We start from the raw sequence: 21,979 nt of genomic DNA on the forward strand, positions 1-21,979 counted from the left end.
TGCACGTCCTGTAGACGTTAATGGACGTCCGTACAACCGCATATTAATGGTAATTACCTTATTAACAGGAACTTTTACAACTTTTCTAACGCAAACCATTCTGACCACCGCATTCCCAACACTCATGCGCGACTTCAACATTGGCGCCAGCGCGGTCCAGTGGTTGACCACCGGATTCATGCTGGTCATGGGGATCATGATTCCAGTTTCCGCATGGCTGCTCGCGAAGTTCAACGTGAAATACCTCTATATCAGTGCAATTAGTCTGTTCTTACTTGGGACCATCATCTGCCGGTTTGCCGTCAGCTTCCCAATGCTACTGGCGGGGCGGTTAATCCAGGCAGCTGGTGTTGGAATGTCGGCACCAACCTTCCAAAACGTGATGTACTCCATCTTTCCACCCCAAAAGCGTGGTAGCGCGATGGGTCTGGCCGGAATTGTTATCGGTCTGGCCCCCGCTGTCGGCCCCACTTTGTCCGGGTGGGTCTTACTCCACCACGGTTGGCGCTCACTGTTTTCCATCATTATTCCTATCGCCATCCTCGTCATTATTGCCGCATCATTCACGATGCGTAAGGTGCTGACGACAACCAACCCGAAGATTGACAGTATTTCTGTCGTCATGTCGACGCTTGGGTTTGGTAGTGTTCTTTACGGCTTCTCGACAGTTGGTGATCGTGGTTGGGGCAGCCCAATCGTGCTCCTTGCGCTGGCAATTGGGGTCATCTTTGTCGCCCTGTTTGTCTACCGCCAGCTACACATGGACACTCCCCTGCTAGAGTTAAGGGTGTTCACCTCTCCCCTCTACACCCTATCCGTGATTCTGACCGCCGTTGCATTCATGTCGATGGTCGGGGTTGAGATGGTGCTACCGATGTACATTCAAACCATTCGCGGCGAAAGTGCGTTCCATTCTGGGTTGATTCTCTTACCTGGGGCCGTGATGATGGGGATTATGAGTCCCATCACCGGCCGGATTTTTGACCGCTTGGGCGCCAAACGCCTCTCCACCACCGGATTGTTCCTGCTTCTGGTCGGGACGATGCCACTCATTGCGGTGGACGTTAACACCCCGATTGTGATTGTCACGGTCCTGTACGCTATTCGGATGTTCGGGATTACCATGGTCACCATGCCCGTCACCACTGCCGGGATGAACGCCCTGCCCGCCAGTTTGATTAGCCACGGGACGGCGGTGAACAACACCGTACGCCAAATTGCCGCTTCAATTGGGACGGCCATCCTCGTTTCCGTCCTCTCTGTTGTGACCAAGGCGAATATGCCTGGTGCCGGGGTAAGTGCAGCGAGTGCAGCCGCACAAATTCGCACCGCAACGGTAACGGGTTACCGCGCTGCGTTCGTCGTATCATTAATCTTCGCGGTGGTTGGCTTTATTCTGGCAACTCGCCTGCCTTCAGACCGCATTGATCAGGAGGACATGAAATGATTTTAATTCTCTTTGCCATACTGGCCCTCGCGTTCTTTATCATCATGGTGTTCATGCAGCACTCCAAGCTACGTTCCATTCTGATTGCCGTTAGCGGCTGCCTGATGGTCGTTTGCGCCGTACTACTCACGCTCACCATGTCTACCCACCTTGGCTTCCAGAAGGTCACCAAAACGGCCACAGTTGCCTATTCCGCTGAAACACGCGTGACGAAGCATGGCCAAGGTGCCAGCTACACCGTTGTCGTCAAAAGTCCCTCTGGCCACCAGACCAAATACGTCAATGCGGGGCCGGATCAGACTGTAATCTTGCGCAAGGGCAACGCGGCGATGCTCCAATCCACCGTTACTAAGCGGCGCGCGAAGAACGGCTTCGTCAAATTCATGTATATGTACCTGGGCCTAGATAACCAGGTCATCAGTAGTCACACCGAAATCTCCGTTCCAGACTGGAAAACGGTCAAGTAGCAGACAATGTAACCTGCTCTGACCGCAGCTTAAGCCAAAAAAATGCCCTGCAGCATCTGCTGCGGGGCATTTTTTCACTTGAATAAGTGTGGTTCTTAGTTGAAGGCTTCCGTGAGTTGTGGGACAACCTGCTTCTTGCGGGAAACAACGCCAGGCAAGTCAAGGCGCTTGTTAGCGTCAAACTTCTTGCCGAATGCTGCTTCAACCTTGTCCGTTGCACCGAGGGCGAAACCGACAGAGTTGCTGTTCAGGATGTCGGTGGCAACCGTCAGGAACAGGCCGTAACCGTCTGCGTCAACTTCTGCCTGCATTGCGTCGGTGATTGCTGCTTGGCGGTCGTAGATTTCGTTCAAATCAACGGTGTTAATCTGCGCAACGCGAACCTTAACGCCGTTCATGTCGAAGGTCTTAGCGTCGCCGTCAATGAGCTCCTTGTCGGTGCGTGCGGCCAGGTTCGTCCCAGCCTTAAGCATCTTCAGACCGTATTCAGTCAGGTCAACGCCCGCGATTTCTTGGAGTTCAGCAAAAATCTGCTTGTCCTTTGCGGTCGTCGTTGGGCTCTTCAACAGCAGCGTGTCGGAAATCAAACCGGATGCCATGAGACCAGCAAGTGTTGGCGTTAATTCAAAGCCAGCTTCCTTGTACATTCCGTAGATGATGGAGTTGCAAGAACCCAGTGGCTGAATGTTCATGTACAGTGGTGCAGCCGTCTGGAAGTTAGCAATGCGGTGGTGGTCAATAACCTTGGCAATGGTAACCTGGTCGCGGTCGTCAACGGACTGCTGTGCTTCGTTGTGGTCAACGAGCTCAACGGTGTCTGTTTCGGGTGCAGCGGCGGTGATTACCCGTGGTGCATCAACCTTAAAGTAGTCAAGGGCAAACTTGGTTTCGTCGTTAGGGGTACCAAGTGCAACCGCCTCAACGTCGCTGTTACCACTCAGTTTTTCGTACTGGGCAAAGGTAATTGCGGAAGTTATTGCGTCGGTGTCTGGGCTCTTGTGCCCAAAAATCAAAGTAGACATGAACAGATCTCCTTAAATGTATTTAAGTTCATTGTGACCGGAATTTTACCCATTTTCAAGGGCAAAATGGGGATATTGCTGAAACCACCAAAAAAATCGGCCGTGCCGATTTTTTAGGAGTCCTTATTTCGCGTTATCTGGCTTTGCAAGCAGGCGACTGCTGTCGGCAACAATGCGCGTCAGGTAGTCTTCCTCGGCAAGGTAAGCGTCCAATTCATCCAGGAAGTTGGCAATTCGTGGAATCTGGTCCTTCCCCTTCCGGAAGACAAAGCTCAGTTCAAAGTGAATCGCAGGGTTGAAGCTGGCTGCCTCGGCTGTGATTTCGTTCTGGTGCGCCACGTAGAAGCTTTCTGGAAGCGCAGTATCTACGTTCGTGCGGTTGGAGAATTCCGCAATCTGGAATGGCGTTGTGAACTGGGCAACCGGCTTAGGAATCGTTACCAGCTGGTTCTTGTACATTTCCCGCATGAGGTGGGACAGGAAGTAGTCATCCGGGTACGATACCCATGGGCTGTCGACGGTCTCGTTGAAGGACACCGTGTCCCGCCCAGCAAGCACATCATCATGGTGCAGGAACATGAGCTGCTCGTCGAAGATTGTGCGTGATTCGTATGGCTTCCAGTTCTTGATGGAATCGTCTGGCAGGTACATTACGGCCAGGTCAATCTGGTTGTTCTCAAGCCGTTCCCAGATTTCGCGCCGGGTCATCATCCGGAAGTTAACCGCAATGTCTGGGTGCATCTTGTAGTACTTAGCGATAAAGGCATTGAAAACAGAGTCCTCAACGGAAGCCAAAAAGCCGATTGAAATCGCACCGGACGTTGCACTGGTTGACCGCTGGATTTCGTCAGTCGCCTGGTTCAATACCTCGTAGATTTCCTGCGTTGCGGCAAGCATCGTAGCCCCCGCGTCAGATAAGTGCAGTTTTTTACCAACTGAGAAAAATAGTGGTGCCCCAACCGTGCGCTCAAGCTTCTTGATTTGCTGCGTCAATGCGGGCTGCGTAATCCCAAGAATCTGCGCCGCCTGCGTGTAATTCATGGTTTCTGCGAGCTGGAGGAAATAGCTGAGTGTCTTGGAAGAAAAAATGTTTTCCTGCTTCGTTTTCATCGTCATTGCTTCTCCTTTGGCTGATGACTATTGCGTTCAAACAGAACGTATGGATGCCAACCTTTTAACAATAACTATAAGATAATCGTTAATAATTAGCAAGCGCTAACCACGCGATTTTTGCCACAACTACCAATTTTGTAATGATTTAACCGCGTAACAACTGTAACCGGTACCCTGACCATTAGTACGGCATCGGTTGATTGATTGGTTCGTGGCAAAATAAAAGCCCGCAACAGTAAATGTCGCGGGCTCTGCTTTAAATTAAGGTTTCCATTAGCCGGGAGTGCACATATTGTGGTTCCCCGGTTGTGTCGGTATCAAGAACAAATGACCCGTTACCGAACCGGTCACCAACCGGATGCTCGGCCGGATTAATTGTGTTAATGCTGCCATCTGCGGTCAGCACGTCCAAAACCGTACCCTCCGCAACAACGCGGGCCGCCACAATCCGGTGCGGACTCTTCTTGAGCTCACGCAGAATCTGCAGACCACGCTTGGCCCGGCTCGTTGGCATGACTTCACTAATCGGCATCTGCTTGAACGCCCCACGCTGGGTCACAATTGCGACCTTCGCGCTGGTATCGTCAGCCAAGATGAAGTTCGCCACCGTGTCGTCATCCTTCAGGTTAATCATCTTCACCCCAGCGGCGCGGGCCCCCGTGACGGGAACCTCATCGGCGCTGAACGTCAGCCCGTAACCCTTCGTCGTCGCGGCGAAAATCAGCTGATCCTTAGCCGTCTCCGTGTAGTAGACGTCCGTCACTACCGCGTCATCCTTGACCTTCATCGCCATCATTGGCTTGCTCCGGTAGGTCCGCGTCGGCTGCAGGTCCGCCAAGCGGGTCTGCTTAATCATGCCGTCGCTGGTGCCAAGCACAAAGGTGCCCGGTAAGGTCAGGTCACTGAAGGCGAAGACGGCCAGAACCGTCTCGTCAGCGCCAAGCCCGACCGTCTGGCTCAGATGCTCGCCAGAGTCCTTCCAGCGCTCGTCGCTTAACTCGTGCACCGGCCGGTAAATGACGTTGCCGAGGCTCGTGAAGATGTACAGGTGATCAAGCGTTGACCGCTGCGCCTGGTACATCACGAAGTCTTCATCCTTAAGCCCGTTCACCGAATCGTCGACCGCCTGGAATGACCGCAAGCTGCTCCGCTTGACGTACCCATCACGGGAAACCAGGACCATGACCTGCTCATCAGGAACGACAACCGTGGTGTCCACCTCAAGGGTTTCCACCTCGTTCTCGATGACGCTCTTGCGTGGTGTGGAGTATTCCTGCCCAATCCGTTCGAGCTCCTTGCGAATAACCCGGTCGCGCACGGCTGGATCAGCCAGAATTTCCTGGTACTCAGCAATGGACTTAGCGAGTTCGGCTGCTTCTTTTTCAAGGGCGGTGATGTCCGTGTTGGTCAACCGGTAAAGTTGCAGGGAGACAATCGCCTCAGCCTGTTCAACCGTGAAGTCGTATTCCTTCACCAGGTTGTTCTTCGCGTCGCCCTTATCCTTGCTGGCCCGGATGGTCTTAATCACCTGGTCAAGAATGGACAGGGCCTTGATGAGCCCCTGAACGATGTGTTCACGGGCCTGGGCCTTCTTGAGGTCAAACTGGGTGCGCTTCGTGATTACGTCGCGACGGTGTGCCAGGTAGGCCTCAAGCATCGGCTTCAGTCCGAGCTGCTTTGGCTGCAGGTCAGCAATTGCCACCATGTTGAAGTTATACGTCGCCTGCAAGTCGGTGTTCTTGAAGAGATAGGTCAGAATCCCCTCAGCGTTGGCATCCTTTTTCAGCTCGATGACGACGGAGAGGCCAAAGCGGTCACTTTCGTCGCGAATTTCGCTGATGCCATCAACCTTTTTGGCCAAGCGCAAATCATCGATGCGCTTAATCATCTGGGCCTTGTTCACTTCGTACGGCAACTCGGAGACAACAATCTGCTGGCGGTGCCCACGCATCTCAACGATCTTGGTCTTGGATCGGACAACAATGCGGCCGCGACCAGTCGCGTACGCCTTCTTGATGCCATCGAGACCCTGAATAATCCCGCCGGTCGGGAAATCAGGCCCCTTAACGGCGCGCATCAGTTCATCGAGGGTGACGTCAGGGTTCGCCATGAGCAACTGCAGCGCTTCGATGACTTCGCCCAGGTTGTGCGGCGGAATTTCCGTTGCGTAACCAGAGGAAATCCCGGTAGCCCCATTCACCAGCAGGTTCGGGAAGCCAGCGGGAAGCACAGTTGGTTCCTGCAGCGTGTCGTCGAAGTTGAGCACCATGTCCACGGTGTCCTTGTCGATGTCCCGCAGCAGTTCCCCGGAAATCTTCGCGAGGCGCGCTTCGGTGTACCGCATTGCTGCCGGCGGGTCACCGTCCATCGACCCGTTGTTCCCGTGCATCTCAATTAACGGCAGGCGCAGTTTCCAGTCCTGGGACAGACGTACCATCGCCTCGTAGATTGAGCTATCACCGTGCGGGTGGAAGTTACCCATGACGTTCCCGACGGACTTGGCAGACTTACGGAAGCCCTTGTCGTACGTGTTACCATCACGGTTCATGGCGTAGAGAATCCGGCGCTGAACCGGTTTTAACCCGTCACGAACATCTGGCAGCGCACGTTCTTGAATAATGTATTTTGAATAACGGCCGAAACGGTCACCCATGACCTCTTCAAGCGTTAATTCTTGAACTTGATTTGCCATCGATTACTTTCCTTTCCGCCCCAATTGTTTCTTGAGTGCCTGGGTCCCAAACTGGATGTTCTCGTGCTGGGCGGTTGGCGTCTCGAGAATTGACCCTTCTTCGTCCAGCGTAAACTGCACGTTCTTTTCGAGCCATTCTCGGCGTGGTTCAACCTTATCGCCCATGAGCGTGGTGACCCGCCGTTCAGCGAGCTGGGCGTCGTCAATCCGGACCCGAATGAGCGTCCGGGTTTCTGGGTTCATGGTCGTCTCCCACAGCTGGTCGGCGTTCATTTCCCCAAGACCCTTGAACCGGGTCAACGTGTAACCGCGGCCCATTTCCTTAACTTCCTTTTCCAGCTCGGCGTCAGTCCAGGCATAGCGAATCTGCGTCTTTGCGCCGGCACCCTTGGACAGCCGGTAAAGTGGCGGCAGGGCAATGTACACCTTGCCGGCATCAATCAGCGGCCGCATGTACCGGTAGAAGAACGTGAGGAGCAGCACCTGAATGTGCGCACCGTCCGTGTCGGCATCGGTCATGATGATGACCTTGTCGTAATTGACGCTCTTAATGTCAAAGTCGGTCCCGGCACCAGCACCAATCGTGTAGATCATCGTGTTGATTTCTTCGTTCTTCACGATGTCTTGCAGCTTGGCGCGCTGGGTGTTGAGCACCTTCCCCCGCAGTGGCAGGATTGCCTGAAACTTCCGGTCGCGTCCCTGCTTGGCTGAGCCCCCGGCGGAGTCACCTTCGACGAGGTATAATTCGTTCTTCGCCGCGTTCTTGCTCTGCGCCGGCGTTAATTTGCCGGATAAAACGCCCTGGTCCTTCTTCTTCTTCCGCCCCGTCCGTGAGTCATCCCGCGCTTTGCGGGCCGCCTCACGCGCTTCACGGGCCCGAATTGCCTTCTTGACCAGATCCTGGGCAGCATCCCCGGCCTCCATGAGCCAGAAACTCAGCTGTTCGTACACGACGCTGTCAACGACCGGCCGCGCTTGCTGCGTCCCGAGCTTACCCTTGGTTTGACCCTCAAACTGGAGCAGCTCTTCCGGAATCCGCACCGACAACACGCCGGCGAGCCCTTCACGGACATCACTACCTTCGAGGTTCTTGTCGCGTTCCTTGAGCAGGTTCACCTTCCGGGCAAAATCGTTGAACGCGCGGGTGAAACCAGTCCGTAGCCCGGTTTCGTGCGTCCCACCATCCCCGGTGCGCACGTTGTTAACAAATGAAATGATGTTTTCGGAATAGCCATCATTGTACTGGCCGGCAAAATCGACCACGATGCCGTCCTTTTCGCCCTCGAACTGCATGACCGCCGACATTGCGTCCTTACCCTCATTCAGGTAGGCGACAAAGCTCTTCAGGCCGTCCGGATAGTGGTAACTCTCGGCACGATCCGTCCGCTCATCGGTCAGCGTGATTGTGATGTCCTTGAGCAGAAAGGCCGACTCACGCAAACGTTCGGCCAGCGTGTCAAAGTTGTACACGGTGGTCGAAAAAATTGTTGGGTCGGGCTTGAACGTAATTGTGGTCCCATTTGGTTCCCGGACCTTACCGAGCTTCTGCAGACCGCCATCAGGGTGGCCCCCGTTAACGAAGTTCTCCATGTACGCCTGGCCCTCACGCACAACGCGGACGGTGAGGGATTCACTGAGCGCGTTGACGACGGAAGAACCGACACCGTGGAGTCCACCAGAAGTCTTGTAACTGTTCTGGCTGAACTTCCCGCCGGCGTGGAGCACCGTGAGAATCACCTCAATGGTGGGTTTCCCACTGGCGTGCATCCCCGTCGGCATCCCCCGGCCGTGGTCAACGACCGTGATTGAATTATCCTTATGAATCGTTACGGCAATTACGTCACCGTAACCCGCAAGTGCTTCATCGACAGCGTTATCGACGATTTCGTAAACCAGGTGGTGCAGCCCGCGACCGTCCGTGGACCCGATGTACATCCCGGGTCGCTTGCGTACGGCTTCAAGTCCCTCTAAGACCTGAATTGACGAGTCTGTATATGTTTCGCTTGACTTGCCCATCATCTAACCTCTCTTCAACAGCAATACATTAACTTTACACCATTGGCGCATTATTTCGAAATAATTTTTCCCGCAAACAAGTGCAAATTCGCGGTTTACGAAAATATGTTCGTAATCGTTCATTAGTTTAACGCTGAAGCCGATATGCGTCAAAACTATTATGCCAAATCGCAGCAAGATGCGCACTGCTAATGCCCGGCGACGACACTTAACCTGTCAGGGGGTGCAGACTGACTGCCAGCACGGCGCCATTTAGCCTGTTCAATTATAGCTACCCAATTAAGTAAAATATGCTAAACTGGAGTTCTTGGAAAGGAGTGGCAGCATGCTACTAGCTCTATCATTTGTGCTCGCATACCTCATCGGTTCAATTCCTTCTGGTGTCTGGATTGGCAGAATCTTCTGTCACAAGGACCCGCGGGATGCTGGCAGTCATAACATTGGTACTACTAACGCATACCGCGTGCTGGGCCCGGTTGCCGGGACCGTTGTCCTCGCGATGGACATCCTGAAGGGCACGCTTGGGGCTAGCCTGCCGGGGTTGCTGGGTTACCACCAGCACTGGCTCGTCCTCGTCTGTGGTCTTGCCGCCGTGCTCGGCCACACCGCCAGCATCTTCCTGCACTTTAAGGGCGGCAAGGCGGTCGCAACCAGTGCGGGGATTCTCCTCGCTTACAGTCCAATCCTGTTCCTGGTTGCTTCCGGAATGTTTGTTGGCTTCATCCTCATCACTTCCATGGTCAGCTTCGCCAGCATCGCCACAATCACAATCTTCACGTTGATTGCCGCGTGCATGCAGGACTGGGTACTCACTACCATCGCGGGCGTGCTCACCATCGTCTTCTGGGCGCGACACATCCCGAACATTCAGCGCATGCTGAAACATCAAGAAAACATGGTTCCGTTTGGCATTGGTCACCTGCTGCGCAAACGCCACCAGTAAACAAAAAGACGTCCTCCGCATAACTTCGGAGGGCGTCTTTTTGTTTACCTGCTATTTGCGCTGTTAAAGCCAGGCAGCTTTGGCCCTAGAATGTGCCGATGGTGAATCCAGCATCGAAGTTCTCCCGAGCACCAAGCTTGTTAATTCCGCGCTTGGTCTTGAAGTTACCGTCGCTGGTTGGTTCGTCCGCAACGCCCCACCATGGTTCGATGCAGCAGAAGGCGCCTGGGGTTGGGTAGTTCGACCAAATCCCCACGTATGGCGCACCAGTGACACTCAGACGGACACCGTGGCTGTCCTTAGGCGTCGACAGGGTCATGTCCGTTTGCTTGCCATCGAGCACGTAAATCAGCGCGTCGTCCTTGAACAGGTCCAAGCTGAGTGGCAGTTCGTTCTCGTTAACCGTCTTGCCGGCCGCGAAGTCCGCGTACTTACCGTCAAGCCCCACACGCGTCCGCTCTGCTTCGGGACTGAACTTGAATGAGTAGTCATCAAACTGCAGACCATCCTCAAGTGGAATCCGAAATGCTGGGTGTGCACCAATGCTAAAGTACATTTCTTCCTTGGCAGGATTCTCCACGTGGTAGCCAACCGCCAAATTCTTGCCGGTCAGGTTGTAGGTCAGAACGAGCCGGAATGCGTATGGGTACTTGGCGTGCGTGGCCTCGTTGTCCCGCAATTCCAGCTGCACGAAATTAGCCGTCTGGTTCACAACCGTGAAGTCCATGTCCCGGGCAAAGCCGTGCCGCGTCATGTGGTAGGTCTGACCATCAACGGTGTACTTATCATCCTTGAGTGCTCCGACAATTGGGAACAGAACGGGAGCGTGCCGTGCCCAAACCTTGGGATCCGCCTGCCACATGTATTCGGTGCCGTCTTCCTTGCTGATGAGGGATGCTAGTTCCGCACCATGCAAGTTAATCTCGGCCTTAAGAAATTCGTTTTCAATTTTGACCATGCTTCAATGTGCCTCCATGTACTTTTGATTAAACAATACCTTTATTGTAGCGCATACATCCACAGCTCGCTGGTCTTTTTCACTTCCACCGCGAATTTCCGCGCCAGTATTCGGCGGCAATTGACGCCCCAAACCACAAAAAACAGGGTGACTGTGCGCGTCACCCTGTTTTCCTCAATTAAGTTAGAGAATGTACTTACTCATGTCGGTGTCACCAGCGATGGTCCCGACCTTGTCGTCAACGTACTTTTCGGTAATCGTGATTGCCCCCATCTGCATGTCGGGCCCTTCGTAAAGAATGTCCTCCAGCAGTTTTTCGAGGATGGTCGCAAGCCGCCGTGCCCCGATGTTCTCTTGGGTTGTGTTGACCGTGGCAGCTAGGTGCGCAATCTTGGCAATTGCCTCCTGGGTGAAGGTAATCTTCACGCCGTCCGCACCAATCAGTGCCATGTACTGCTTGGTCAGCGCGTTGTCCGGCTCGGTCAGAATGCGGATGAAGTCCGTTTCGGTCAGATTCTTAAGCTCAACGCGAATTGGGAACCGGCCCTGCAGTTCAGCAATCAAGTCACTGGGCTTGGCCTCCGCGAAGGCCCCGGAACCGATGAACAGCATGTGGTCCGTGTTCACCGCCCCGTACTTCGTGTTGACCTGCGAGCCTTCAACGATTGGCAGAATGTCGCGCTGCACGCCTTCGCGGGAGACTTCGCCGCTACCGCTTTGCTTGCGTCCGGCCGCAATCTTGTCGATTTCGTCGATGAAGATAATCCCGGAGTTCTCCGCCCGCTTGATGGCATCGTGGTAAATGTCCGCCGTGTTGACCAGCTTGGCGGATTCTTCCTTGATGAAGACTTCACGGGCCTCGGCAACCGTCATCGTCCGCTCAACCATCTTCTTCGGCATCATACTGCCAAGCATGGATGAAACGTCAATGCCCATCTGGCCATAGGTGTCACCCATGCCCCCAGTTGGCTGCTCATCGGCGACCCGGACGGTTAATTCCCGGTCTTCAAGCAAGCCCTTTTGCAGCTGCTCGGCAACACTGAGCCGCTGGTTGCGGATTTCATCGGTGATTTCATCAGGCTCTTCAGTCTTGGGTTCTTCACCCTTCTGCATGGCCGTGAACATATTCATCATGTCGGCCATGGTGTTCTGGCGCTTTTCCTTCTTAATGCCGGGGACCAGTAGCTTGACCAGCCGCTTGTCGGCTTCCTGACTCGCACGACTACGAACAGTCGCGTATTTTTCGTCCTCTTCCATCTTCACGGCCACATCGAGCAGGTCGCGCACCATGGATTCCACATCGCGGCCGACGTAACCAACCTCGGTGAACTTGGTGGCTTCAACCTTGACGAACGGTGCGTTCACAATCTTCGCGAGGCGCCGGGCAATCTCGGTTTTCCCGACCCCGGTTGGCCCAATCATCAACAGGTTCTTCGGCGTGATGTCCTGCTGCATCTTGGCACTTAACTGCATCCGGCGCCAGCGGTTGTACAGGGCAACGGCAACTGCCTTCTTGGCCTCATCCTGGCCAATGACGTATTTATCGAGCTCGGCGACAATCTGTTTTGGTGTTTGCATAAAGGCGCCTCCTAAAATGATTCGACGTTAATGTTCTGGTTGGTGAAGATATCAATGGAGCTGGCGATGGACACGGCTTCCTTGGCGATAGCCGGTGCGTCCATGTCCGGCGCGTGGCGGAGCATCGCCACCGCCGCGGCCTGGGCAAAGTTACCACCAGAACCAATCGCAACCACGTCCTCGTCTGGGGCAATGACCTCACCACTACCAGAAATCAGGAGCAGCTCGTGTTCGTCCATCGCAATCAGCATTGCCTCCAGCTTCTGCAGGGAGGGGTCCTTCCGCCAGTCCTGAGCCAGCGCAACGGCGGAGCGGCGCAAATTGCCCTGGAACAATTCCAGCTTCTTTTCCAGCCATTCCTGCAAGGTGATGGCGTCGGCAACCCCGCCGGCAAAACCAATTACCACCTTGTCGTCGTAAATGCGCCGAATCTTCTGTGCCGACCCCTTCATGATGACCTTCTCACCCATCGTGACCTGGCCGTCACCAGCGATGGCGGTGTGCCCATTCTTCCGTACTGCAGCAATTGTTGTCATAGATATGCCTCTTTCATTTGTTGTGTTTTTACTCACGACCATTGCGGTTCCGCGAATGCGTCCGTTACCTAAGTCGTGATATTAGCATACTCACATTGCGAGTGCTAAACATCGTTCTTTAGTCTGATTATGAGTGCTTGTCAGCATCCCCGTGGCCCGGAAAATACTTCATGTAGTCGTCCACCAGGTGCTCCGTGGTGACGTGCGTGTAAATCTGCGTGGTGGAGAGGCTGCTGTGGCCGAGCAACTCCTGCACGGTCCGCAAATCGGCCCCGTGGTTCAGCATGTGCGTCGCAAAACTGTGCCGCAGCATGTGGGGATGAATCTTCGCCGTCAAGCTGGTCTGTTTGATAATCTGGTCCAAGACGTACTCAATCCCCCGCGGTGTCAGCGGCTTGCCGTGCTGGTTCAAAAAGACGTGGGGCTCGACCAGCCCCTTGATGCCGGCTAGTTCCATCCGTACCGTGTCCAGGTACCGGTGCAGGGCGTCGGCACAGCTCTTGCCAAAAACAACGTAGCGGTCCTTATTTCCCTTACCGTGAATGAGCATGGCCGAGACGTTGAAATCGATTTGCTTTAGCGTTAGCTGCGCGCACTCGGACACCCGAATCCCGGTATCATAGAGCACTTCGAGCAGCGCGCGGTTGCGAATCGTCAGCGGATCATCCCCACTGACGGCCTTAAACAGCGCATCAATCTCGGGCTCGAAGAAGAATTCGGGCAGGTGGTTGTGCGTTTTCTTGGTCTCCACGAGCGCAAACGGATCATCGCTGGCCGCACCAATTCTCATCAGGAACTTATACAGGCCGCGCAGACTGCTCAACTTGCGCGAGGTCGTCGCCGGACTGTAATTCTTTTCGTTCATGTACGAGATGTAACTGGCCACGGCCACGGAATCGACCGCACCAAACCCATTAAAGCCGCCGCTTGCCTCCATGAAGTCGATAAACGCCTGGACGTCACGCCGGTACGCCTTTTGGGTCTGCACGGAGTATTGGCGCTCCGTGGTCAGGTACTGAATATATTGTTCTAGTTCTTTGTTAGTTGCTTTTTCTTCTGCCATAAGCCAATTTTACCATAGCAATACCGTATCCGCTTTCTTCAATCGATTGGCGGCCGGCAAAGCTCAAACCTGCGCACCGCGATTGGGCAGTGCAGCCTGCGCCCGTGCTAGCAAAAAAGCCCGCACAGACTCTTCGTCTTGCATGGGCTTTTGCACTATTTCTGCACTGCTTCCTTGTAGTCGCCATTCGGGCACACAACCTGAACACCGGCCTTGCTGCGCTTTTCAATTAAGAAGTGTTCGCAAACCGGGCAGTCGCGACCAACGGGCTTGTCCCAGGAGACAAAGTCACATTCAGGGTACCGGTCACAACCATAAAATACGCGGTTACGCTTGCTCTTCCGTTCAACAATCTGGCCCTTGTGGCACTTAGGGCACAGAACGCCGATTTCCTTGACGATTGCCTTGGTGTTCCGGCAGTCGGGGAAGCGTGAGCAGGCGTAAAACTTACCGAACCGGCCCATCTTGATGACCATTGGCGCACCGCAAATGTCACAGTTAAAGCCGGCTGGTTCGTCCTTCAGCTGGACCTTTTCGATCCCAGTCTCGGCGCTTGCGACTTCCTTTGCAAACGGCTTGTAGAAGCGGTCAATAACCTTGACCCAATCTTCCTTGCCGGCTTCGATGCTGTCCAGGTCGCTTTCAACCGTGGCCGTGAACTTGATGTCCACGATGTCGGGGAAGAATTCAACAATTAAGTCATTGACGATTCCCCCCAATTCCGTGGGTTCAAAGCGGCGGGCGGTCAACTTCACGTAGTACCGCTTCTTGAGCGTTTCAATTGTTGGTGCGTACGTGGATGGCCGACCAACCCCGTTTTCTTCCAGCGCCTTAACCAGGTTAGCTTCGGAATACCGCGCTGGTGGCTGCGTGAAGTGCTGTGCCGGGTTGGTCTTCGCCAGCGTCAGGCTGTCACCCTCGGCCAGGTCAGGCAATTCCTTGTCGCCACTATCCTTATCGCGAGAGGAAACGTAAAGCTTCGTGAACCCCTCGAACTTGGTGTGGCTACCATTGGCGCGGAACTGCACCCCGTTTTGTTCAATCTTCACGGTGACGGTGTCGACCACGGCCGGCGTCATCTCGCTGGCCACGAAGCGGGACCAGATCAACCGGTAAAGCTTCATCTGGTCCTTGTCGAGCACGCTAGACAGGCTCTCTGGGGTCCGCTTAGTGGAACTGGGCCGAATCGCTTCGTGGGCGTCCTGAGCGCCTTCCTGGAGCTTACCCTGCTTAATCTTAACGGCCGCGTATTCCGCGCCGTACTGATTGTGGATGAATTCGCTGGTTTCGGCCTTAGCCACGCTGGAAACACGGGTACTGTCGGTACGCATGTAGGTGATGAGCCCCACGGTCCCTTGACGGCCACCCAGGTTAATCCCTTCATAGAGCTGCTGGGCGAGCATCATGGTTTTGCGCGTCGGGAACCCGAGCTTCCGGTTGGCTTCCTGCTGCAGGGAACTGGTGGTGAATGGCTGGGCCGGAGTCCGGCGACGTTCCTTGCGCACAACGCTTGTGACGGTGAACGGCTGATCCTTATCAATCCGCTTCATCACGTCCTGAACCGCATCGTTATTCGGCAGCGGCAGCTTCTTGCCGTCGACCCCGTAAAACGTGGAGGCAAACGCCTTCCCGCGGCCCTTCTTGAAGTCGCCATCAATGGTCCAGTACTCTTCGGGCTGGAACGCATTAATTTCGTTTTCACGGTCAATGATGAGTTTGAGCGCAACGGACTGCACACGACCAGCGGACAACCCCTTCTTGACCTTCTTCCACAGCAGCGGACTGATTGAGTAACCAACAATCCGGTCGAGGACACGGCGGGCCTGCTGGGCATCAACCAGGTTCATATCAATACTTCTCGGCGTCTTAAAGGCGTTCTTAACGGCATCCTTAGTGATTTCGTTGAAGACAACCCGGTTTTTGTCCTTGGTGTCTAGCCCCAGAATGTGGCAGACGTGCCAGGCAATGGCTTCCCCTTCACGGTCCGGGTCAGCTGCCAGGTATACGTGTTCAACCTTAGCGGCGTTGCGTTTGAGATCTTTAATGACATCCCCTTTACCCCGAATGGAGATGTAGCGTGGTGCGTAATTATTGTCGAAATCGACCCCCATCTGACTCTTAGGGAGGTCCCGAATGTGACCGAGACTCGCAACCACCTTGTAATTGCGACCGAGATATTTTTCAATTGTTTTTGCTTTTGCAGGGGATTCCACGATAACCAAGTTCTTGGCGGGCATGGTTCTCCTCCTTTCATTTGTTCAACAGAAAATGCACGCCTATCTTATGGTAGAAACGCGATTCTGTCAAATAAATATTGAGTAATCAACGGCAAAAATGCCGAATGTTCGGAATGAAACCCCGCCTGAAAACGCGCCCCGCGTGCAGTTAAGCCCAATCTAATCGAAATAATGAATATTTGTCCAATTTGTGTCTGGCAGAACCGGAATGGCCCCGTCCGCAATCATCTTGTTGGTGCCAATTCCCAGTGGATTGTGCATGCGGTTTGGCAACGCGTAGACATCGCGACCGGTTTCAAGTGCCATTTTGGCCGTAATTAAACTCCCACTTTTTTCTGCCGCCTCCGTCACGAACACCGCGTGGCTTAATCCGGCGATGATGCGGTTGCGCGCCACGAACCGGTACGGCTTGGGTTTGGTGCCGGGCGGGTACTCCGACACCAGCAGGCCAGTTGCGGCAATCTCGTCCTGCAAATCCTGGTGCTCCCGCGGATAATACACATCCAGGCCGCTGGCAATCACCGCCACCGTGCTCCGGCGACTGCCAATCGCAACGCTGTGGGCCATCGTGTCGGCCCCGCGCGCCAGTCCCGAGACAATCACCGTATCGCGCGGCACCTGACTGATAGCCTGCACAATTGCCTGATTGCTGTACTCGGTGGCAAGACGCGCACCGACAACCCCAAGACACGGCCGGCGCAACAGGTCGAGTTTGCCCGCATAGAACAATACCAGCGGCGGCTGACTGATTTCTTGCAGCCGCGCCGGATAGTCATCATCCGTGTACACCAAGTGGGGCGTGGCAATTAGCCGCGCCATTTGTGCCTGATTCCTTGCATCATCGAGCCAGGCAGTTACCTGGGCCTTTTGCTTCTCCGGCGTGCAGTGAACAATCGTTGATAGTTCGACCGGCATCTGGTGGCCCAGCCCGGTCAAGACGCGGCGCGCCATTGCCGGACTGGCACCCGTGGCCATGTGCGCCCACAACAAAAAATCGCGTATTTCCATATTGCACCTCTTCTTCCCGATGCAATAGATTACGCGATTTCTGCTCTATTCTGCTGGACAATTACCCGGATTATTGATTAAGGATGTCCTTAACCGGCGCAAATGAATGCCGGTGAATGGGCGTGATCCCGAGTTGCCGCAGGCCGGCCAGGTGCACCTTGGTCCCGTAGCCCGCGTTTTGGGCAAAGCCATAACCGGGATACACCTGATCATACATCGCCATCAGCCGATCCCGCACGACCTTGGCGACGATGCTGGCGGCACCGATGGAGATGCTCCGGGCATCCCCCTTAATCAGTTTCATCTGGGGGATGTTCACGGGCACAGTCATCGCGTCCACCAGCAAATAATCCGGCTGCAAGCGCAAATTATTGACCGCATCCGCCATCGCCAGTTCCGTTGCGTGGTAAATATTGTACTTGTCGATGTCCCGATTGTCCCGCACGCCAATGGCCACGGCCCGTGCGTTCGTGATAACGTCGGCAAATAACTGGTCGCGCCGGTGCGCGGTCAGCTGCTTACTATCGTTCACGGGCACGTCAAAGGTCGCGTCCAAAATCACCGCCGCGGTAATGACCGGACCGGCAAGTGGTCCCCGCCCCACCTCATCAATTCCGGCAATTGCGGGGTAGTCTGGCCAGAGCGACCGCTCAATTTGGCGGTGCTTTTCCAGCATGATTTCTTGTTGCCGCGAGTGCATTAACTTGCGCTTGTAACTGGCAAATAGGGCTTGGGCACCACTGCGCTCATCCATCGCTAATGCATTGATGATTTCGGGGGCTACCGGCTCCTTTCGCAGTAGCCGCTTGTATTCCGCAAGTGTGGTCATTCCTGATTGCCTTGCGCCTTGGTTGGCACTTCCAGGGTGTAACGGCCCAGTTCGCCCTTGCGCACGTCATTGTTGAAGCGGACGGCGGTGCGGTCAAATTCCTCGCCGTAACCAAACTTCTTCGTGAGGAGCTTAATCAAATCGGCGGGCGCAAGTGCCACGTCCTCGTCGGTTAACCCATAGTGCTTCCGCAGAACATTGCGGTAATTTTGCTGGAAATATGCCACACCCCACAGCGCAACCTCATCGGCGGTGAAGGCAGTCTCGGCGATTGCCCCGGTCAGCGCTAACCGCATCCCGATTTCCTGATCATCGAACTTCGGCCACAGGATGCCGGGGGTGTCGAGTAACTCGAGATTACCACTCGCCTTGAGCCACTGCTGGTTCTTCGTGACCCCCGGCCGGTTACCGGTGACCGCGATGTTCTTTTGCACGAGGCGGTTCAAAATCGTGGACTTGCCCACGTTTGGAATCCCTATGCACATCGCGCGCACGTGGGGGTTGCGAATGCCGCGCGCCCGCTTCTTGGCCAGCTTGTCCGCCAAAATCTTCTCCGCCAGCTGGGGCAACTGCTGCAGACGCCGGGCGTGCTGGGCGTCAATGGCGATGGCTTCCCGACCGGCCGCCTGGTACTGCTCAATCCACTGCTTGGTCCGGTTCGGATCGGCGAGGTCGGCCTTATTCAAAATGGAAATCATCGGTTTTTGCGCAAGCATCTCGAGCAACATTGGGTTGCGGGATGACTCGGGCACGCGGGCGTCGACGACCTCGAACACGATGTCCACCTGCTTAATCTTTTCGGCAACTTCCCGCCGTGCCTTCTGCATGTGCCCCGGGAACCAGTTGATGTTAGCCATATTATTTCTCCTTCAGTTAATTCTGGATTAATTGTACAGGTTTTGTGCCGGACTGTAAAAGCGGCCGGGCGAGATTTCGGTACTTCAGGGGGATGCTGCGTGCGGCGGGGACTGACAAAACCGGTCCCGGTTTACATAACTAGGATTATCTACAGTTAGACTGCATATGCCGGCAGAGCCCCTATTTCACGCTTATGTCCCGTCTGCTTTCAGTTCAAAAAGATGGCCCGCACTGCTGCCAATGCGGGCCAATCTGGTTACTTCAGAACTTGTTCAGCTTTCTTCATCGCATTATCGTTAGCACTAATCTTATCGCTAATCTGATCCTGCAACTTGGCAAGGGTCTTGCTGTCAGCCGTCCCCGTTGCACTCAGGTTGTTCTTGGTCTGGAACGCCTTGACTGCCGCGGCGGTATCACTGCCGTAGTAGCCGTTTACGCTCTTAATCTGGTAACCTAATGCCACCAAAATCTTCTGCAGCGACTTCACATCGGAGCTGACCTGCTCTTGTTTTAGGCTAGCTGCGGAAATCGTGTTGATGTACGCGTAACTTGGGTAATCGGCCTTAATGGTGGGCTGAATCCCCTTGTGGTGAATCCACTGGCCCTCGGGCGTGAGCCACTTGGCGATGGTCAGCTTGAGTTCGGCGTTCTTACCCATCTGGGCCACCGTCTGCACGGTACCCTTACCGAAACTCTTGGTCCCGATTAGCTTGATGCCCGCGCTCTCGTTCAGTGCCGCGGCCGTAATTTCACTGGCTGAGGCCGAGTTGCCGTCAATGAGCACGACAGTTGGTTCCTTAATCTTGAAGCCACCATCGTATTCGGAGCCGGCCCGGTAAATTTCGGTCTTACCCTTGCGTGGGTCAACCTTCAGCATGACCTGCCCGTCCTTTAGGAACATCGAGTCAATCTGCAGTGCCTGGTCGAGCACACCACCAGGGTTGCCGCGCAGGTCCAAGATGAACTTATTTGCGCCCTGCTTCCGGAGCTTCTTGACGGTACTCTTAATTTGCTTAGCGCTGGTTTCCGTGAACGTGGTGAAGGTGATGACCCCGATTTGCTTGTTCGTCTGGTCAATCTTGCCGCTGACACTAGGCACGGTCACCTTGGCGCGTTTCATCGTGAAGGTGAGCTGCTTGTTGTCCCGTTCAACCACGACCGTGACGGTGGAGCCAATCTTCCCGCGGATTTTGGCAACAACCTTGTTGATGTCCTTGCCGCTCATGTCCTTGCCGTCAACCTTAACAATCTTGTCGTTGGCCTTAACGCCGGCCTTTTGGGCAGCACTGCCCGGGTTGACGGAATCAACCTGCACCCCGTCAGCGGTTTGCACCATGGTTGCGCCAATCCCGCCAAACGAACCCGAGATTTCGGTGTTCAGGCTGGTGGCGTCGGTGTCCTGCAGGTAATTGGAAAACGGATCATCAAGGGACTTAATCATGCCGTTGATGGCGCCGTCCACCAGCTTCTTGTCACTTGGTTTCGTCACGTAATTATCCCGAATGGTCGTGTACGTGGTGAGCACCTTTTGGAAGTTCTTCGGGATGCTGCTGCTATCAAGGGTAACGGTTTGGGTCGTTGGTTTGGCCACGTAACCCGCAACCCCACCGATTGCTAGCCCAACGACGGTGAGGACCACCGCCAGCCACAGCGGCACGCGGCGATGATTCTTGGGCCCGTTTGTCCCCGTGGCTTTTTGTTCCGGTTTTACCGGCGTGTTATTTTCGCTTGCTTTGTTCTCTTCGTTATCTGCCATGCCTATCCCCCTGGAAATTAGGCCCGCGCGTCTTTGTACATCGCGTAGGCTTCATCAAAAACACTCATGCTAGGCAAATAACCTGCATTCAACTCCAAATATTCCGAAAGCTCATGGTAGTCTGTAGCTTGCTTCGGAAACGCGTGGTCAAGAAAAGCGTTGTTGGCAAAGTTAGCCACTTCCCGATGGTCCGCGGGATTACGCAAGGTCATTAGGTATCGGTAAAATGATTCAGACATACATTCGCTCCTTAGATTCGGGTATCACAATTAGTCCTGCCAGTGTTCCTGCCCAAATTCGCTGCGCTGAGCATGTTCGGCCGCGTACCGGCGTGGATTCTTTTCGTAAAACTGCTGGTGGTACTCCTCGGCCGGGTAAAACGGCTTGGCATCCTCAATCGTCGTCACAATTGGGTCGGAAAAACGTCCGGAGGCAATCAAAGCTTCCTTCGACTTCTCCGCGATGGCCCGCTGCTCCGGCGAGTTGACGAAAATGACCGGACGGTAGTTATCACCACGGTCTTGGAACTGACCCATTGCGTCCGTTGGGTCGGTCTGCCGCCAGTAGATTTCAACTAGTTCAGCATAAGTAATAATGTCTGGGTCAAAGGTGATTTGAACCGCCTCGGTGTGACCCGTCGTGTGGCTCTTAACCTGCTCGTAGGTTGGATTGGCCACGTGGCCCCCGGTGTAACCAGACAAAACGTTCAGAATGCCTGGCTGCTGTTCAAACGGTTCAACCATGCACCAGAAGCACCCGCCGGCAAATATTGCTGTTTCCTTCATATGTTCTTACCTCTTTTATTTCGCGGTACCTATTTGGCCAGGTACCCAGTCAAATCAATTTCATCGTGCTGCAAATCAATCCGGTCTGCCTTAACCCGCAGCCCGTTACCCAAATCAAATTGGTTCAATCTTAGCACAATGGTGTTTTCCTTGCTATCAAGGTGGACCATCTCGGGCAGATTGTAGTTCTTCGCCACGTAACCCATGACGTAGGTAATCGGCACGGACAGTGTCCCCACATTGAGCCGGGTTGCCTTCAGCAAGATGTTGCCGTTGGTCTGAACGTACGGGTCACATTGGAGGCCAAAGTTAATTTTCGCGCCAAAAAACTTGAACGAACCCTTGACCACCGCGTGATTGCCCACCGTGAGTGTGTATTGCACGTCGCCCTGCTTCAGATAACTCTTCAGGTAGTTGTCAATCAGCCGGTTGAGTTCCTTCTTGGTGAAGCTGACGTGCATGACACTGCCCTTGCTGCTGACAGTAGCCACCTTGGTTGTGGTCTCAACAGGCGCCTGGACACTGCGCCACACCGTGAATCCTGCCCCTAAAACTAGGCCAACGATGATAATTGTGACCCATTTCCACCAGTTGATTGGCCCACGCGGCTTTTTGGACTTGGGTGTTTGCGGCCTAGCCTTCTTTTGCATTGCTCTTGTTGTTTCTGCCAC

19 protein-coding genes are annotated in these 21,979 nt (G+C 54.5%); 3 read left to right on the forward strand and 16 right to left on the reverse strand.

Going from position 1 to position 21,979, the window contains the following annotated elements:
* The first annotated feature begins 46 nt into the window (after window positions 1–46).
* Complete coding sequence (locus tag EKN00_RS00565; protein ID WP_127848241.1) at window positions 47–1,447, forward strand: MDR family MFS transporter; 1,401 nt, start codon at window positions 47–49, stop codon at window positions 1,445–1,447.
* On the forward strand, window positions 1,444–1,914 hold the full coding sequence (locus EKN00_RS00570) for a DUF4811 domain-containing protein (RefSeq protein WP_127848187.1): 471 nt from the start codon (window positions 1,444–1,446) through the stop codon (window positions 1,912–1,914). Before EKN00_RS00565 ends, EKN00_RS00570 begins: the two co-directional genes overlap by 4 nt.
* A gap of 95 nt (window positions 1,915–2,009) precedes the next feature.
* Here the strand turns inward: EKN00_RS00570 and EKN00_RS00575 are convergent, their stop codons facing one another.
* The 4 genes from EKN00_RS00575 to parE all read right to left on the reverse strand — a co-directional run bounded on the left by EKN00_RS00575 (window position 2,010) and on the right by parE (window position 8,757).
* The gene (locus EKN00_RS00575) at window positions 2,010–2,936 is read right to left on the reverse strand and encodes a manganese-dependent inorganic pyrophosphatase (RefSeq protein WP_127848188.1); all 927 of its coding nucleotides are present in this window, start codon (window positions 2,934–2,936) and stop codon (window positions 2,010–2,012) included.
* Window positions 2,937–3,059: 123 nt separating this feature from the next.
* A complete protein-coding gene (locus tag EKN00_RS00580; protein ID WP_127848242.1) occupies window positions 3,060–4,046 on the reverse strand; it encodes a LysR family transcriptional regulator in 987 nt (328 codons plus the stop codon).
* Window positions 4,047–4,305: 259 nt separating this feature from the next.
* Complete coding sequence (gene parC, locus EKN00_RS00585) at window positions 4,306–6,741, reverse strand: DNA topoisomerase IV subunit A (RefSeq protein WP_127848189.1); 2,436 nt, start codon at window positions 6,739–6,741, stop codon at window positions 4,306–4,308.
* 3 nt (window positions 6,742–6,744) lie between these two features.
* Window positions 6,745–8,757 carry a DNA topoisomerase IV subunit B gene (gene parE, locus EKN00_RS00590; protein WP_127848243.1) on the reverse strand — a complete coding sequence of 671 codons (2,013 nt, stop codon included), beginning with the start codon at window positions 8,755–8,757 and terminating at the stop codon, window positions 6,745–6,747.
* 325 nt (window positions 8,758–9,082) lie between these two features.
* Here parE and plsY point away from each other — a divergent pair, with 325 nt between their 5' ends.
* The gene (plsY, locus tag EKN00_RS00595; RefSeq protein WP_127848190.1) at window positions 9,083–9,700 is read left to right on the forward strand and encodes a glycerol-3-phosphate 1-O-acyltransferase PlsY; all 618 of its coding nucleotides are present in this window, start codon (window positions 9,083–9,085) and stop codon (window positions 9,698–9,700) included.
* 85 nt (window positions 9,701–9,785) lie between these two features.
* On the opposite strand, the gene EKN00_RS00600 is transcribed toward plsY, so the two are convergent.
* The 12 genes from EKN00_RS00600 to EKN00_RS00655 all read right to left on the reverse strand — a co-directional run bounded on the left by EKN00_RS00600 (window position 9,786) and on the right by EKN00_RS00655 (window position 21,979).
* A complete protein-coding gene (locus EKN00_RS00600) occupies window positions 9,786–10,658 on the reverse strand; it encodes an aldose 1-epimerase family protein (RefSeq protein WP_127848191.1) in 873 nt (290 codons plus the stop codon).
* Window positions 10,659–10,841: 183 nt separating this feature from the next.
* Window positions 10,842–12,236 (reverse strand): ATP-dependent protease ATPase subunit HslU, encoded by a 1,395-nt coding sequence (hslU, locus tag EKN00_RS00605; RefSeq protein ID WP_127848192.1) that lies wholly within the window; start codon window positions 12,234–12,236, stop codon window positions 10,842–10,844.
* Window positions 12,237–12,247: 11 nt separating this feature from the next.
* Window positions 12,248–12,772, reverse strand: a complete 525-nt coding sequence (gene hslV / locus EKN00_RS00610; RefSeq protein ID WP_127848193.1) for an ATP-dependent protease subunit HslV — start codon at window positions 12,770–12,772, stop codon at window positions 12,248–12,250.
* 127 nt (window positions 12,773–12,899) lie between these two features.
* Entirely contained in the window at window positions 12,900–13,835 is a 936-nt protein-coding gene (xerC, locus tag EKN00_RS00615; protein WP_127848194.1) for a tyrosine recombinase XerC, read from the reverse strand.
* Window positions 13,836–13,990: 155 nt separating this feature from the next.
* The gene (gene topA, locus EKN00_RS00620; protein ID WP_127848195.1) at window positions 13,991–16,072 is read right to left on the reverse strand and encodes a type I DNA topoisomerase; all 2,082 of its coding nucleotides are present in this window, start codon (window positions 16,070–16,072) and stop codon (window positions 13,991–13,993) included.
* Window positions 16,073–16,231: 159 nt separating this feature from the next.
* Window positions 16,232–17,080 carry a DNA-processing protein DprA gene (gene dprA / locus EKN00_RS00625; RefSeq protein WP_127848196.1) on the reverse strand — a complete coding sequence of 283 codons (849 nt, stop codon included), beginning with the start codon at window positions 17,078–17,080 and terminating at the stop codon, window positions 16,232–16,234.
* 70 nt (window positions 17,081–17,150) lie between these two features.
* The gene (locus tag EKN00_RS00630; protein WP_127848197.1) at window positions 17,151–17,909 is read right to left on the reverse strand and encodes a ribonuclease HII; all 759 of its coding nucleotides are present in this window, start codon (window positions 17,907–17,909) and stop codon (window positions 17,151–17,153) included.
* Window positions 17,906–18,766, reverse strand: coding sequence for a ribosome biogenesis GTPase YlqF (gene ylqF / locus EKN00_RS00635; protein ID WP_127848198.1), 861 nt, complete (start codon window positions 18,764–18,766; stop codon window positions 17,906–17,908). The genes EKN00_RS00630 and ylqF overlap by 4 nt, the downstream gene beginning before the upstream one ends.
* Before the next feature lie 257 nt (window positions 18,767–19,023).
* Complete coding sequence (locus EKN00_RS00640; protein ID WP_127848199.1) at window positions 19,024–20,523, reverse strand: S41 family peptidase; 1,500 nt, start codon at window positions 20,521–20,523, stop codon at window positions 19,024–19,026.
* 17 nt (window positions 20,524–20,540) lie between these two features.
* A complete protein-coding gene (locus EKN00_RS00645; protein WP_127848200.1) occupies window positions 20,541–20,762 on the reverse strand; it encodes a YozE family protein in 222 nt (73 codons plus the stop codon).
* A 30-nt stretch (window positions 20,763–20,792) separates the two neighbouring features.
* Window positions 20,793–21,308, reverse strand: a complete 516-nt coding sequence (gene msrA / locus EKN00_RS00650; protein ID WP_127848201.1) for a peptide-methionine (S)-S-oxide reductase MsrA — start codon at window positions 21,306–21,308, stop codon at window positions 20,793–20,795.
* A 29-nt stretch (window positions 21,309–21,337) separates the two neighbouring features.
* On the reverse strand, window positions 21,338–21,979 hold the full coding sequence (locus EKN00_RS00655; RefSeq protein WP_127848202.1) for a YpmS family protein: 642 nt from the start codon (window positions 21,977–21,979) through the stop codon (window positions 21,338–21,340).

This window comes from Lacticaseibacillus hulanensis (assembly GCF_004010095.1).
Taxonomy (GTDB): domain Bacteria; phylum Bacillota; class Bacilli; order Lactobacillales; family Lactobacillaceae; genus Lacticaseibacillus; species Lacticaseibacillus hulanensis.

Coding starts and splice junctions, on each gene's coding strand:
- EKN00_RS00565 (WP_127848241.1), top strand. CDS start 47: ATGGTAATTACCTTATTAACAGGAACTTTTACAACTTTTCTAACGCAA.
- msrA (WP_127848201.1), bottom strand. CDS start 21,308: ATGAAGGAAACAGCAATATTTGCCGGCGGGTGCTTCTGGTGCATGGTT.
- parC (WP_127848189.1), bottom strand. CDS start 6,741: ATGGCAAATCAAGTTCAAGAATTAACGCTTGAAGAGGTCATGGGTGAC.
- hslV (WP_127848193.1), bottom strand. CDS start 12,772: ATGACAACAATTGCTGCAGTACGGAAGAATGGGCACACCGCCATCGCT.
- EKN00_RS00600 (WP_127848191.1), bottom strand. CDS start 10,658: ATGGTCAAAATTGAAAACGAATTTCTTAAGGCCGAGATTAACTTGCAT.
- EKN00_RS00640 (WP_127848199.1), bottom strand. CDS start 20,523: ATGGCAGATAACGAAGAGAACAAAGCAAGCGAAAATAACACGCCGGTA.
- EKN00_RS00570 (WP_127848187.1), top strand. CDS start 1,444: ATGATTTTAATTCTCTTTGCCATACTGGCCCTCGCGTTCTTTATCATC.
- dprA (WP_127848196.1), bottom strand. CDS start 17,080: ATGGAAATACGCGATTTTTTGTTGTGGGCGCACATGGCCACGGGTGCC.
- hslU (WP_127848192.1), bottom strand. CDS start 12,236: ATGCAAACACCAAAACAGATTGTCGCCGAGCTCGATAAATACGTCATT.
- EKN00_RS00645 (WP_127848200.1), bottom strand. CDS start 20,762: ATGTCTGAATCATTTTACCGATACCTAATGACCTTGCGTAATCCCGCG.
- parE (WP_127848243.1), bottom strand. CDS start 8,757: ATGGGCAAGTCAAGCGAAACATATACAGACTCGTCAATTCAGGTCTTA.
- EKN00_RS00630 (WP_127848197.1), bottom strand. CDS start 17,909: ATGACCACACTTGCGGAATACAAGCGGCTACTGCGAAAGGAGCCGGTA.
- EKN00_RS00575 (WP_127848188.1), bottom strand. CDS start 2,936: ATGTCTACTTTGATTTTTGGGCACAAGAGCCCAGACACCGACGCAATA.
- xerC (WP_127848194.1), bottom strand. CDS start 13,835: ATGGCAGAAGAAAAAGCAACTAACAAAGAACTAGAACAATATATTCAG.
- EKN00_RS00580 (WP_127848242.1), bottom strand. CDS start 4,046: ATGAAAACGAAGCAGGAAAACATTTTTTCTTCCAAGACACTCAGCTAT.
- ylqF (WP_127848198.1), bottom strand. CDS start 18,766: ATGGCTAACATCAACTGGTTCCCGGGGCACATGCAGAAGGCACGGCGG.
- plsY (WP_127848190.1), top strand. CDS start 9,083: ATGCTACTAGCTCTATCATTTGTGCTCGCATACCTCATCGGTTCAATT.
- topA (WP_127848195.1), bottom strand. CDS start 16,072: ATGCCCGCCAAGAACTTGGTTATCGTGGAATCCCCTGCAAAAGCAAAA.